The organism is Paenibacillus sp. FSL R5-0407 (assembly GCF_038009185.1).
GTDB lineage: Bacteria > Bacillota > Bacilli > Paenibacillales > Paenibacillaceae > Fontibacillus > Fontibacillus vini.
In genome coordinates, this window is the sequence record NZ_JBBPAX010000002.1 from 372,100 (window position 1) to 386,453 (window position 14,354).

The 14,354-nt window shown below is 53.1% G+C and carries 7 protein-coding genes; 2 read left to right on the top strand and 5 right to left on the bottom strand.

What is annotated here, in order from left to right; all coding sequences use genetic code 11:
• Positions 1–7: 7 nt before the first annotated feature.
• Positions 8–1,591, bottom strand: coding sequence for a histidine kinase N-terminal 7TM domain-containing diguanylate cyclase (locus NYE70_RS21005; RefSeq protein WP_341047967.1), 1,584 nt, complete (start codon positions 1,589–1,591; stop codon positions 8–10).
• A 223-nt stretch (positions 1,592–1,814) separates the two neighbouring features.
• Between NYE70_RS21005 and NYE70_RS21010 the strand changes: the two genes are divergently transcribed.
• Positions 1,815–3,437, top strand: a complete 1,623-nt coding sequence (locus tag NYE70_RS21010; RefSeq protein ID WP_341047969.1) for a glycoside hydrolase family 9 protein — start codon at positions 1,815–1,817, stop codon at positions 3,435–3,437.
• A 121-nt stretch (positions 3,438–3,558) separates the two neighbouring features.
• Here NYE70_RS21010 and NYE70_RS21015 read toward each other — a convergent pair whose 3' ends face one another.
• The 3 genes from NYE70_RS21015 to NYE70_RS21025 all read right to left on the bottom strand — a co-directional run bounded on the left by NYE70_RS21015 (position 3,559) and on the right by NYE70_RS21025 (position 10,760).
• Positions 3,559–8,739, bottom strand: coding sequence for a choice-of-anchor I family protein (locus NYE70_RS21015; protein WP_341047971.1), 5,181 nt, complete (start codon positions 8,737–8,739; stop codon positions 3,559–3,561).
• Positions 8,740–8,867: 128 nt separating this feature from the next.
• Complete coding sequence (locus NYE70_RS21020; protein ID WP_341047972.1) at positions 8,868–9,779, bottom strand: SGNH/GDSL hydrolase family protein; 912 nt, start codon at positions 9,777–9,779, stop codon at positions 8,868–8,870.
• 69 nt (positions 9,780–9,848) lie between these two features.
• Positions 9,849–10,760, bottom strand: coding sequence for an AraC family transcriptional regulator (locus NYE70_RS21025; protein ID WP_341047974.1), 912 nt, complete (start codon positions 10,758–10,760; stop codon positions 9,849–9,851).
• A 145-nt stretch (positions 10,761–10,905) separates the two neighbouring features.
• On the opposite strand from NYE70_RS21025, the gene NYE70_RS21030 reads away from it, so the two are divergent.
• Positions 10,906–13,041, top strand: a complete 2,136-nt coding sequence (locus tag NYE70_RS21030; protein WP_341047977.1) for a glycoside hydrolase family 52 protein — start codon at positions 10,906–10,908, stop codon at positions 13,039–13,041.
• A 96-nt stretch (positions 13,042–13,137) separates the two neighbouring features.
• On the opposite strand, the gene NYE70_RS21035 is transcribed toward NYE70_RS21030, so the two are convergent.
• Positions 13,138–14,325, bottom strand: a complete 1,188-nt coding sequence (locus tag NYE70_RS21035; RefSeq protein ID WP_341047978.1) for a GGDEF domain-containing protein — start codon at positions 14,323–14,325, stop codon at positions 13,138–13,140.
• Between the last annotated feature and the right edge of the window lie 29 nt (positions 14,326–14,354).

Here is a 14,354-nt window from a genome sequence, read left to right on the forward strand (position 1 = left end):
CCCCCTTTTATCGTTGGAGCACCAAATCATCCTTCGCCGTGCTCACCCGGTTTCTCCCGTTCTCTTTGGAACGGTATAACGCCCTGTCCGCCTCCATAAAGAGCTCCTCCAGCGACTGTCCGGACAACCCGAATTCAGCGACTCCGAAACTGGCTGTAATCCTGATCGGCCCTTCCGCCGAGTTCAGCGGGGTGTTCTCGATTTCCCGGCGTAATTTCTCAGCAGCGGCTGCCGCTTCAGGGAGATCAATCCCCGGGAGGCCAATGACAAATTCCTCTCCTCCGTATCTGCCGAGGAGGCCGCCGGCCATAAGATACCGTTCGCCGAGGGCTGCGATATGACGAAGCGCCTGATCCCCCACTCCGTGCCCAAACCGGTCGTTAATATGTTTGAAAAAGTCGATATCGAAAACGATCAGCGAAAAAGATTCCTTAGCATTTTCGGCCGCCGCAAGTTTACCGCGCGCCGTTTCCATAAAGAAGGTCCGGTTGAAAATCCCCGTCAGCCCGTCGTAAGAGGCCAGCATGGTCAATTTCTCCTCCATGCGGGCGCGCTCGGTAACATCCATCACCGTTATCGTCTTCCCCACGAACCGTCCTCTGCGGTTAATGACCGGAGAAGAGTGAATATGATAATAACAGGTTTCCTGCCCGATGCTCCAGCTGATTTCTTTCTCATCGGTCACATTGTGATCGGAATGAAAATCGAAGACAGGCTCATTGAAGTTTTCGGACAAACGGAGTTCGCTAACGGGCTTGCCGATATTCGCGGAACTGAGTCCGGGAATCATCATCGCCGCTGCAGGATTAAAGTCCGCCAGCAGGCCGGCCGGATCGACGACCAGAACACCGTCGCGCATACTGTCAAAAATATATTCTCTGGCCACGGGCGCAACGATCATCAAGCCGGAGGTTCGGATAGCCCATATATAAAAGAAGGAAGTCACGCACATGATGATCGGTACAAGGTCCATCTCGTAGGGAGTCAGCTTCATCAAATACAGAAAAGAAGCAAATCCCGGCAAAACGAATCCGATTAACAGAGCCGCTACTTGGCGTCTCAGCACGTTTTTTCTCCGGTTCCAATAACGCAGCAGCAGGAAAGTACCTACCAGCAGACAGCCGACAGTATAGCTTCCGTGGACGACATACCACTCCCCCATCACGATATCCATCATGGGTCTGGGGGCATTGGGATTCAAATAAATGTCTCGGTAAAACAGATGATGCCACTCGTTCGTCGTAATCATCACCAGCGTAATGGCCGGAATGATCAGCATCAGAACAAGCTTCCGGCCAGTTATAAACTTCTCCAGCCCCACATAGTACATGACCAGCATCAAACTAAGCGGAGCGATAAAGGGCATCCCTACATACTCCACATTCGCCCAGAACATAATTTCCTTCAATGTGTTCCCTGTCAATTCGAAGGCAAACCCGAACGCATAAATGGCCGACAGCCCGGTGATCCAGAAAAACAGGTTGATTCCGGAATACTTGTTCCGGTTCACAAACGCATAAATGGCAAGCAGTACACTCAGTACACCTGACAATGCCGCCAAAACAATAAAGATGCTAATCGGTGAGTTCATTTACAAGGTAGCTCCATCATTTCAAATATTAGTTATATGGTAGCATAAGTGCCGACATCAGCGGAAGAATTCATTTCTCGCCCTGTAATAGATGTTTTATTGATAGCATTCATCAATTTATCACTATAAAGTTTTTGTTTTTTTGATATAATGGAACATATCTCGGAAAACGTTTTCCGAAGAGCGGATAATACACTTTATACCAGGAAAAGAGGGATTCCCAATGACTCAAGCAAAACAACGCTGTTTAACCGTCGACCAGATCGGATACCCGTTAAATGCCAAAAAATCCGTCATCAGCGCAGGCAAATCAGGAACATTCGAAGTTATCCATTCGGTTACCGGCAAGCCGGTTTTTCAGGGAGAAACCGGACCCTTGCAACCTGACGAGGCCGCGGGAACGGCGGTTTGCTCAGGCGACTTCTCGGCGCTTGCAGAACCCGGCAGCTATTATGTCAGACTAGGCGATGAGATTTCCGCTCCGTTTGTCATTGCGGATAACCCGTATAAGGAGCTCCATCAGGGTCTTTTAAAAGCTTTTTATCTTTTCCGCTGCGGATGCGATTTGAGTGAAGAATATGCCGGACCCTGGAGTCATGCAGCGTGCCATCTGGCGGACGGAACCGTATACGATGATCCCGAAGTGAAGCTGAACAGCACGGGGGGCTGGCATGATGCCGGAGACTACGGCCAATACACCGGCCCTGGCGCCAAAGCGGTTGCTGACCTGCTGCTTGCCTTCGAACTAAACCCACAGGCGTTCCGGTCCCCGCTTCCGATTCCGGAAACGGACGGCATCACGCCGGATGTGCTGCATGAATGCCGTTATGAACTGGAATGGCTGTTCAAAATGCAGGATGACCGTACCGGCGGCGCGTTTCACAAATTGACGACCAAGCAATTTCCGGCTTTGAATGTCATGCCGGAAGACGATCTGGCGGATTTGTATTTCCTCCCTGTTTCGGCAACGGCTACCGGGTGCTTGGCCGGCGTCATGGCGATGGCTTCGCGGATTTTACGCCCGTTTGACGAAGTCTTTGCGGACCGCTGTCTGGAAGCCGCGAAGCGGGCTTGGCAGTGGTTGCTGGATCATCCTGAAGTTCCGGGCTTTAAAAACCCGCAGGATATCGGTACTGGGGAATACGGGGATGAACAGGATCTGGATGAGCGTTACTGGGCGGCTGCCGAATTGTTCCGGACGACCGGAGACGAAACCTATCATACGCATTTCAAAGCGCTGGCTGCGCAGCAGTTCCCGAAATACGAATTGGGTTGGGCCGATATGGGCGGTTATGGAACCTTCGCTTATCTGCTCCAGGATTCCGCTAAGGGCGATAACGCTTTGCTTAACTGGCTTAAAGACGGACTGCTGGAGGAAGCCGACAAGCTGGCGGCGATCAGCACCGCTGACGGCTACGGTATTTCGCTAACCTCGGCGGATTACATCTGGGGCAGCAATATGGTCGTTATGAATAGAGCCATGCTGCTGCTGATCGCCTACCATCTTAGCGGCAACGACAAGTATGAAGCTATGGCGCTGGACCATATTCATTATTTAATGGGCCGCAACCCGCTTGATATCAGCTATGTGACCGGTTATGGCGATCGCCCGGTGATGCATCCGCACCATCGTCCTTCTGTCGGCGACAGCGTGGCCGCCCCTGTGCCCGGTCTCGTAGCCGGCGGTCCGAACCGCGGGCTGAACGATGACTGCATGATGGAGCACCTGCAAGGCAAAGCGCCCGCCGAATGCTTTATCGACGACGAGCTCAGCTATGCCGGCAATGAGGTGACGATTTACTGGAACTCCCCTGCCGTCTTCGTGGTCTCCCATTTTGTGAAATAAAATATTTCAGCAGCAAATAGAAATCAAATAGCGCGAGTTGTATGGGTTAAGTCACCACCCATACGCTCGCGCGTTTTCTTATAACTTAGTGACTACTCTAATTCTTTGATACGCGGAGTTCCTAATCCGCCAACTCCAAAGCTTGCATCATTCTTAGCAGGATGACCGTGGCCTCGGCGCGGGTTGTAAATCCTGAAGGAGTGAATTCCCCGTCCGCATCCCCTTGCACGATGCTGCGTTGCGTAAGCAATCCGGCACTGGAAACCGCCCAGTCGGGGATGGCTGCGCTATCGGAGTAACGGGCCAACGCTTGTGCCGCATTCAGCTCGTTTTCTACTTCCGTGCGGCCGGTTTCAAGGAGCCGGATAGCCCGCGAAACCATAACCGCCATCTCGGCCCGGGTGATACGGTCGTCCGGCATGAATGCGTTCGTTCCTTTTCCGTTCACCAAGCCGGAGGCGACCGCAGCGCCGATTTCTCCGGATAGAGGGCCGCCTGTCGCGACATCACCGAATCCGCTGCCGGAAGCCTTGGGCGACAGTCCCAAGCTTCTTACGAGCAGGGCCGTGAACTCAGCTCTCGTAATCTCCCGACCAGGCGCAAAATGACTGTCATTAATCCCTTGGACAATGAGCTTCGAAGCCATAGCTTCAATTTCGCGTTCCGCCCAATGTCCGTTGGCGTCATTGAATTGTTTCCGGAACCCGATGACCATAAAGACTCCATTTTCCGGAGATTTTATTTCCAGACGCGCCTTTCCGTTCTCGCTTCTGCTTACGGCCGGTACGGGATACAGCTTCCCGTCACGCTCGTCGTATCTCACCGCGATGACATTAGCGCCCGCCCCCTCAAGGAAAACGACGCGGCTGATATATTTCATGCCTAAATCAACAACTTGCTGCTCCTGTCCGTCCGAACCGACGGATACGCGGAAGTCAACGGCCGAAGCATCTATGACGGAACCTCCCAAAGCTGTCGTTTTAAGATTCAACTCTTTCTGTAAGGAGGCCGTTACCGGAACGATCGATACGGACAGGTTTCCTCCATGGTTCAAGCTCTGTCCAAGCGTTCCCAGCGGAAGATGATAAGTCCCCAGAGCAGTTTCGATCACGAGCGCGACCTGGCTGCCCTTTTTGATTCCGGCCGCCAAGGTTTGAAGCGGGAGTTGGAGTTCCACTCCGCCCTTCAACTCCGGAAGTGAAATCAATAGCTCGCCCTGCGGATTTGAAGAAGCTGCATCAAGAGCAGACTGTAATATCTCCGTCGACATCACGCTCACCCGCGTGATGCTTTGTCCGGCCGCATTTACCGTCTCCCAACGTTTCAGCGAATCTCCGGCAAGCTCAGCCGCACTCACGGACTCCTGGGAACCGGATGGCTCCTGGCCCGCCGAAGGCGACGCCGCTCCCGGGGATGTCACAGAGCCTGTACCGCTGCCACTGCCTGGCGAGGAGCCGCCCGGGTTCCCGCCGACCTCTCCAGGCTTTGCCTGCTCGATGATCCTGCCTTCCACTTTTGGCGTGACCGTACCGCCCAGTGCTGCCACATATTCCATAAATATTTCGTAGTCGGGATACCCGAGATCCTCATGATATGCCCCTTGCTCGATCGCCTGTGCAAAGGAAGCATATCCATCTCCCCCGTTAGCTACAAAACTGTTGGTAGCCAGCCGGTAGTTTGCTTTCAAATCCAGCGGCACGAATCCCTGTCCCTGTTTGATTTGTACATCGAACACCTTCGCCCCGGCAGGCTGAGCCGGATCCCACTTAAACTTCATGCCTGCGATTTGCGGGAATTTCCCCGGAAGATCGGCCGACTTGGCGCCGCTGATCCCGTTTTCCAGGCCGTCTTTGAGCTGTTGCCCGGTCACATCCAGCACATACAGCGTATTACCGAACGGCATGACCGTCCGCAGCTCGCCCATCGTAATATCCCCTTGATCGATCGAAGCGCGGATTCCTCCGCCGTTCATCAGAGCGATATTCGCATCCTTCAAAGCTTTCGCCTTGGCCAGCATTCCGTCAGCAATCAGGTTGCCGAGGTTCGTTTCCTTCGACCGAACCTGAGCGCGTTCCCCGTCCAGAACGGCAGCCGCGACCCCCACAACCTGCTTCTTCAATTCCTCCAGCTCCGCATTGTATGGGGCCAGCATTTCCTTGACTATGGAATCTTCTTCCACTTTACTGTCAACGGTAATCAAACCGCCCCCCGTTTGCCCCGGGTCCGTCAATACGTTACCTTGACTATCGAATACCAGGTCGACGCGACCGAGGAATTTCCCCCACTCGTTCGCTTGAACAACCAGTGTAGGCGTCTGATGAACTTCATCGATGACTACGTCCGGAGTATCCAGCTTCGTATGCGTGTGGCCGCCGACGATCAGGTCAATGCCTTCTACGTTTTTGGCCAATCCCTTGTCCCGCGCATATCCCAAGTGCGATAGTCCGATGATGATGTTGATTCCTTCCTTTTCCATAGCCCGAACCGTCTCTTCCGCCGCAATTTCGGCGTTGCGGAACACTACGTCTTTTCCGGGACTGGACGTTTCTTTGGTATCCTCGGTCGTCATGCCGAACACACCGACACGATGCCCGTCAACCTCCAGAACAACATACGGATATACCCCCGATTTGACACCCGATCCATCCTTACTGGCGCCGAACGAGACAGGTTCTTTAAACAGCGGCGCTATATTCTTATCCTTGCTGAAATCAATGTTTGAGCTGACCAGCGGAAAATGTGCATTTTTCACAAATTCGGCCAGCACCCCGGTTCCTTTGTCAAACTCATGATTTCCGAACGTCATGGCGTCATATTGCAAATAGTTCATAAAGGTCAAATCTGCGGACCCTTGCCACTTCGTAAAATAAAGATCCCCCGAGAAAACATCCCCGGCATCCAGCAGCAGGCTGTTGCCCCCTTCGCCGCGGATCTGCTTCACCAGCGTCGCCCGCCGCGCCACCTCGGCCAAATGAGCATGCGTATCGTTGGTATGCATCACTGTCAGCTTCCATGTATCCGCGTCAGCTTCACTTACCGTAACGACGGCTTCCGCCATTCCATAACCATCTTCGCTTCGCGCTGTGACCACGGTTTGCCCTGCCGCCTTTGGCATTACGTTTCCTTCGTTATCAACTTCAGCCACTTGCGGGTCCGCCGAGCTCCACCGAACCTCCGCACCGGCACCGTCACCGGTTTCCGCCGAAGCATTCAGCTTGCCTGCGGGACCGCCGACCGTCAGCGACAAAGCCGTCTTATCGAGCGTAACCTTCGTAACTTTCAGTTCCAGAACGGCTACCGTTCCGCCAACCTCATTGGCTACAAGCAGAAGCGGACGGCCCGTCGGGCTGTCGGAAGCCGGAATGAATTCCAGTCCTTCAGGACCCGAATCCGTGTTCAGGCCGGCGGCAAAATCGCGCGTGTTGGTATAATTCACGAATACCGGATGTTCCGGATCGGTAATTTCATAAGTCATCACCCCGCCGATCCGCTCCAGTCCGATAAACGCAAAGACTTTGCTTCCGACCTCCCCGACGGCAACGTATTCCGGTTCAGGCCCTTTTTTGGCACTGCGGTCGTCCTTCTCCACCTTGCTGTTGCTGACATTGAAATAGTCCGGCAAGCGCTCCCCGGTAATCCGTTCAAAGTCGTTTCCGCTATCATATACCTGGGTCAGATCACCCGCATTCCAAACGGAGAACGAACGTCCGCCGTAGAGATAAACCCCGTCATTCCCCATATCCCCGGCGACTTCGGTCTTGCCATAGACAGCCTCTTTTCCCTGTAAAAAGAGTGCCGCCTCCGAACCCGGATTCAAGTCGACCAGCTTCGAAATTTTGCTGCCGTTCTCACGGCCTGGCCATTCGGTAACATCTCCTTCATTGGCGGTCAACAGATAAGTCTGTCCACCCGCCGTGTAAGAAGCGATCCCGTCAGGCATATACATGCCATAGAAAGGCACATTTTCAAGCTTGATCGCTCCGTCGTTCACCAGATCGAGCGCATTTCGCGGATCATTCAGGTCCTTGTACCCTAGTCCGTGAACACCGACCACTTTACCGGAGGGGATGTCGATAATCGCCACTGCATTGTTCTCCTGAAGCGACACATAAGCCGTCAACTCATCGGCGGAAAGAGCGATATATTCCGGCTCAAGATCATGCACAGCGTCGGCCTTATCTCCGCTTCCGGTAATCTTCCCTTTCGCATCCGATGTGCCGCGAATGTGTACGAGATCATCAATCACGCTTGGATCATCAAATTTAACACGGGTAACCTTACCCTCTTGCGTATCTACGATCGTCACGCTGCCTTCGGGGTCTACACCCTCTTCGCGCGGTTCCCCTTCATCCGCCGTTAGAATATAACGGCCATCCGATGTATATTTCACCATATCGGGCTGAACCCCGGCTTCATAGGACTGCAAGAAATTCCCGTCATAGTCGAGCAGCAGAATTCTCCCGTTCTTGTCATACGCGGCTTCCTGCACCGCCGCAGCAATTGTCCCTGTCGCGGAATTGATGTCCAGACTGGTCAGGTCTCCGAATTGAAAACCTCCGGATTCAGCGAGCGCATTGACATCAATGCTCTTTTCCTTTGTGAGCGTGCCGTCCCCCGTAAGCGGAACGATATCGATGGATGGCGGGGTCGTGGATCCGTTCACCAGATAAAACTTTCCGTTATCCCGGTTGAATCTCACAATTTCGGCTACTCCGCCGTCTTTATTCGTAGTTCCGACAGCATATCCGGCGATCTTGCTGATTTGCAAAGTATCGATAGCCGGCTGAAGGACGCTTCCGGTCTCCTCCGGCTTCACTTCCAGCACCAGCGTGCTGCTGAAGCTGCGGGCGGGAAGGGAAGCGTCCGTAACTTTAACCGTAACCGGATAAGTTCCTTCCGTTCCCGGCTCAGGTGTTCCCTCCAGCTTGCCTTCGGCCGCTCCCAAAGTCAGGCCTGCCGGAAGCCCTTCCGCCTCATAACTGTATGGAGCCTGTCCTCCATAAACGTCCAGGGTGACGTTATAGAATTTCCCTGCCTGAGCAGCAGGCAATGCAACGTCGGATAACCCGAAATCCTGGGTTGCCTGTCCTTCAGTGCCTGATTTGGCAGCCGCATCCGCATCGGTATCTACAAGAGCAAACGCAGTAGTCTCCATATCACCGGAAATCACTCCGGGTCCCGCTTCTGAAGCTGCCGGCAGTATCTCCTCGGCCCGAACGGTACCCGGTACCAGTGATCCCAGAATCATTTCCGCAGCCAGCAGCAGCGAAATCAAGCTAACCGTCTTCGATTTCAAAACCATTCCCCCATATTCGTATGATTTTAACCTTGAGTGTACCGGGGGAATGTTATCGGAACTTCCTTTTTATCAAGGACTTATGTAAAAAAAAGAGGATTGCTTGAAATTACATTCAAGTCAATCCTCGATATTTAGGCTTGCTCCGCTGCCATACGGATGTCTTCAAGGATGGAATCCGCCAGCCTTAAGGCGTCCGCCAACGGTAACCCCTCGAATTTATCCGGATTGCTGTGGCCCACATGCTCGCGCCATGCCGCATTCAGCACATCCCTGCGGCGGGATACGGCACGGATAAAATCTCCGTCCATACTCTTGGCCCATTCCGGCGTACGCTCGGGCTCAATACCGAAGACGTCACCAAGAATCGTGCGGGCCATTACCCAGTGGCCGTCATCTTCCGGATGGACTCCGTCGTTGTACTTGTATGCCGGATCGGCTTCTCTCCGTCCGGCGATAAAGGACATCATCGGCTCCCGGAGATTCACCACGGTATAGCCTTGCTCCGCTCCGTATTCCTTCACCCAGTCGGCATACTTTCCAAGTACACCGTTATAATCCCTGTAAGGCGTTTCAAAAGCATACTCCTGCAATCCGTCCGGCTGGGCCTCTCCGTTGATCGACAGCACGTCATACGGCGGCGGAGTCATCAAAATCACCCTGGCCCCCGTCTGTCCGATCCGCTCGACCGCCTTCTTCATTCCGTTCCGGAATAGCGCGAAACGCTCCTCCGAAAACGAATGATAAATCCCGTCGTTCATCCCGTAGCACAGAAACACCCAATCCGGCTTACTCTCCTCGAGCGCCCGTTCCAGCCGTTCATGCAAGCATGGACGCGGAAACGGGTGACTCGGTTCATTCGTGCCGGCCACCGTTTCACTGCTGACGCCCAGGTTGATCAATTCCAGGCTGTGATGGGGAAAATACTTGAAAAAATAAGCGTCAAGATAACGAATGTAAGCTCCGTTTTCCGTAATGCTGTCGCCTAAAAAAACAATTCGTTTTCTTTCCGGGACCTTCAATTGGTCATCGGGTGTATGCATCATAAAGTCAACGCCTCCAAAATTATTAAATCAGTTGAATTTCATTTTACTTCACTTCGTTTTCCGCGACTATCAAATATGGAATCTGGCACGGAACTTGCCCGGCGGCTCCCCGGTCCAGCGTTTGAATTGGCGGCTGAAATGCGCGATATCCTTGTATCCTAGCCGCGCGGAGACGGCCTCCACCGAGAGCGCCGATTCCATCAGCAGCAGCTTGGCCTTTTTGAGCTTCAACGCGGATAAATATTGGCGCGGGGACATGCCGTACACCCGATGAAACATCCGGTTGCAGGAGGAAGCGCTGTACCCCAAGCCTTCGGTCACGGCCGCCACGGTTTCCCGCGAGAGGTCGGAAGGTTCTTCCCCATCGGCATCGGCAAGCCACTCCGATTCCGGCGCTTCCACGCTTTTCTCCAGTCCCGCCGCTATCTCGGCAGCGATCCGCGCCATCCTGCCGTTAGGAGTTTCCACCCGATTCTGTTCGACAAGCGTTTCGCCAAGGCCCGCAAACAATTCAAATACGGCGGACAGCGCTCGCATTCTATTGGAGAGCTTCACCGTGCCTTCGCCGGAGGTAAGCTGTATTAATTTATCCAGGCTGGGCCGAATCGTTTTGACCAGCGGACTGTTTTCCTCGAAGTGAAATCTTCCTCCCTGACAGAGCATTTCGCGAAGCACGCGATCATCCACATTAAAATGCAGACAATAATAGGTCATCCTCTCGGAACTCGCCGCACGGCTCTCATGCACATCCTCCGGCCGCAGAAGCATAAGATCGCCAGGTTCCTGTACGAAACGCTGGCCGTTTACGATCATTTCCTGTCTGCCCGCCAGAAGTAAATTTACTTCAAACAGCGGATGGGTATGACGCGGATAAGACCAATCCTGTGTCACGGTGCGCAAATGAGCCGCAAAAATCCGAAAGGTGGAATCCATGTCCGGCAGCATAAATTCAGCAATGTGATGTTCCTCCGAAATATTCATAATCCCGCCCCTCCTGTATCCGATAAATTAATTAATCTGAACGATTTGGATAAATTGATAAACGCTTTGGACATAGGACTTCATAATTACCCTTGATATAATCAAGTTATCATAACGCTTACATTTAGAACAGGAGGTAATCAAGATGGGTAAAAATAAATTTTTCAACGCCCACCACTCCCCGGTTGGAGCCTTTGCCAGCTTTACGCTGGGTTATCCGGGCAAGAGCGGAGGGTTTGATCTGGAGCTTGGCAGCCCGCCAAACCAGAATATATATATCGGGCTTCAGGAGGAGGGGCAGCAGCGGTATCGGGCCCTGCCTTTTTATGGGGAAGGCCAGGACGAACGTGACCGTTATACCTCGGAACACGACGATGCCGATGATAACGGCAGCAATCAAGACGACGCTTTGATCCTCCCTTTTCCCCGCGAGTCCATTTCACGCCGGTTCGGCGCGGCCACGGACGAATGGCAGGCCGGTGATTTGACCTTCCGGTTGTACTCGCCTTTCGGCAGCGTTCCCGATCCGGCTTCCGCGGACGATAAAGAATTGGCTTTCGCGCTGATGCCCGCCATACTGGCGGAAATCACGGTCGACAACACTCGCGGAACGTCTGACCGCAAAGCCTTCTTCGGTTTCCAGGGCAACGACCCTTATTCCTCCGTCAGACGACTGGAAGATACGACCGGGGGAGACATTGTCGGCGTCGGTCAAGGCCGGCATACCGCGATTGCGACCAACGACAGACGGGTGAAGAGCGCCGGATTTTTCACGATGGAAGCCATTCTCGAGCCTAAAACGGAGGAGAACCTGCGGTTCGGACTGGGACCCGTGGGCGCCCTGCTGATGGATACGCCGGCAGGCGAAAAAGCCACCTACCGCTTTGCGCTTTGCTTCTATAGAGCCGGTTACGTGACAACAGGACTGGATGCTTCCTATTACTACACCCGTTATTTCGCCAACATCGAAGAAGTGGCAGCCTATGCGTTAGAGCATTTTGAGGAAAAAGTGGAGTCGGCCCGCAGAAGCGATAAACTAATCACCGGAGCATCCCATCTGAATGAGGATCAGCGCTTCATGCTGACCCATGCCATCCGGAGCTACTACGGATCGACGGAGCTCCTGGACCATCAGGGCAAGGCGCTGTGGATCGTCAATGAGGGCGAATACCGGATGATGAACACGTTCGATTTGACGGTGGATCAGCTGTTTTATGAACTGAAAATGAATCCGTGGACGGTTAAAAACGAGCTCGATCTCTTCGTGAACCGTTACAGCTATGAGGACACCGTCTCCCTTCCGGGCGACGACGCCGTTTATCCCGGCGGCATCAGCTTTACACATGATATGGGTGTAGCGAATTCTTTTTCGCGTCCAGGCTACTCGTCCTATGAATTGCATGCGATTAAGGATTGCTTCTCCCATATGACTCATGAGCAGCTGGTCAACTGGGTGCTGTGCGCCTCCGTCTATGTGGAACAAACCGGGGATAAAGAATGGTTGGACCGCAATTTGGGTATTTTCGAGCAATGTCTGGACAGCATGGTCAACCGGGACCATCCGGACCCGGCGCAGCGCAGCGGTATTATGGGGCTGGACAGTTCCCGGACGATGGGCGGCGCGGAAATTACGACCTACGACAGCCTGGACGTCTCGCTCGGCCAAGCCCGTAACAACATTTATTTGGCGGGCAAAAGCTGGGCGGCTTATGTTGCGATGGAGAAGCTATTTCTGGAAACCGGACGTCTGGATCACGCCAAGCTTGCCGGCGAACAAGCCGAGCGCTGCGCCGGCACGATCTCCGCGCATCTGCTGCCGGGCGGCTACATTCCTGCGGTGATTGGGGAAAATAACGACTCCCGGATTATCCCGGCGATCGAAGGCCTTGTATTTCCACTATATACGGGATGCAAAGAAGCACTTGACGCAAACGGGCGGTTCGGGACTTATATCGCCGCACTGAAACAGCATTTTCAGACTGTGCTGGTTCCCGGCAGCTGTCTATTCGAAGACGGCGGTTGGAAGCTGTCCTCGACCAGCAACAATTCCTGGCTCAGCAAAATCTATTTGTGCCAGTTCATCGCCCGCCACATTCTGGGACTCCCTTGGGATGAGCAAGGGGCAGCCGCCGATGCCGCACATGCCGCATGGCTGACATCCGATTCGAACGCTTATTGGAGCTGGAGCGACCAGATGCTCGCCGGAGTTATCTGCGGCAGCCGGTATTATCCCCGCGGCGTAACCGCCATTCTATGGCTGGATGAACAACCGGGTCATTAACGGACAATCAACTATAGAAATGGATATGAAATAGCTATTAAAAAAGGGACCGGATCCCCAGTCATCACAATGACTGGACCGGTCCCTGATTATGGTTTATCGTCTTGCCCACTCTTCCGTACCCTTCTGGTTTTCTTCAGCTTCAAGCCGGGTGCGAGCCACGCGGTTTCTTCCTGCCTGTTTGGCCTTGTATAACGCCTTGTCACTTGATTGATACAGCCTTTCCAACGGCACCTCCGGCCCTGGCACTACGGTAATGATTCCTACGCTGATGGAGTATTCGAAAGACCGCCCCCCGCAAGAGGCCCGTTCCACCGAAAGCTTCAACGATTCCGCCACCTCATCGGATTTCAGCTCATCCGCTCCCGGCAGCAGAATGGCGAACTCGTCGCCACCGTATCTCCCGAATAAATCGGCTTCCTTTAGTTGGCCTCGCATTTTATCCGAAAAATCCCTTAACACTTCGTCGCCTATATCATGGCCGTATGTATCATTGATCGTTTTGAAATCGTCAAGATCCAGCAGGATGAAGGATACGGGCATTTGTTTTTTCTCATATAGGGATAAATTCCGCTTCGCTTCCAAAATAAACGTTCTACGGTTCAACGCTCCCGTTAAATCATCGTAACTGGCCAACTTAAGCAATTCCCTGTCGGATCTTTCTTTGGACAGCAGAACAAACCCCGCATTTCCCAGGGTCATAATGAGATACAAGGACAGAAACGACAAGCTTTGATAAAAGTTCGGTTCAAACATCGTCACCGCTTCGACAGAAAACCAGGACATGCCGGTTCGGACAAGCAGTCCGACGGTCATGAGAAGATATATATATCCGATGAGAATGCTTAGGGACGATCGCTCCGGCGAAGTGATCATTCGGTAAACGGGCGGGTAGAGGAACGCCGCTGACGCCACCGAAACGATCGAAATCCGCAGACCTTCCGTATTGTAAAACAGAACTACGAAATTATAGCTCAGAATGGATATCAAAGTAAGGATTAAATAATACCGTCCGGACCTTTTGCCGAATCCGCCCGTTACTTTCAATAGCGCCATCGTCTCTAAAGCTGTACCGAGCAGAAAAATTGAATTGGCCAGTGAAATAAAAAACATTTGAGAGCCGAGTATCGGAATAGCGAGAATTCCCCATGTGGCCGCTTGGAACCATTTCGCCGCATAAAAGGTGTTCACCGCCGTATCTCTCGGCTGCCTGTGCCTATATGCGGTTATAAGCACTACCGTAAATAAATGACCAAGCGCAAGCAAAATGAACACGGTTTTCATGTCTAAATTTAAAGGCATAATGTTCAGAT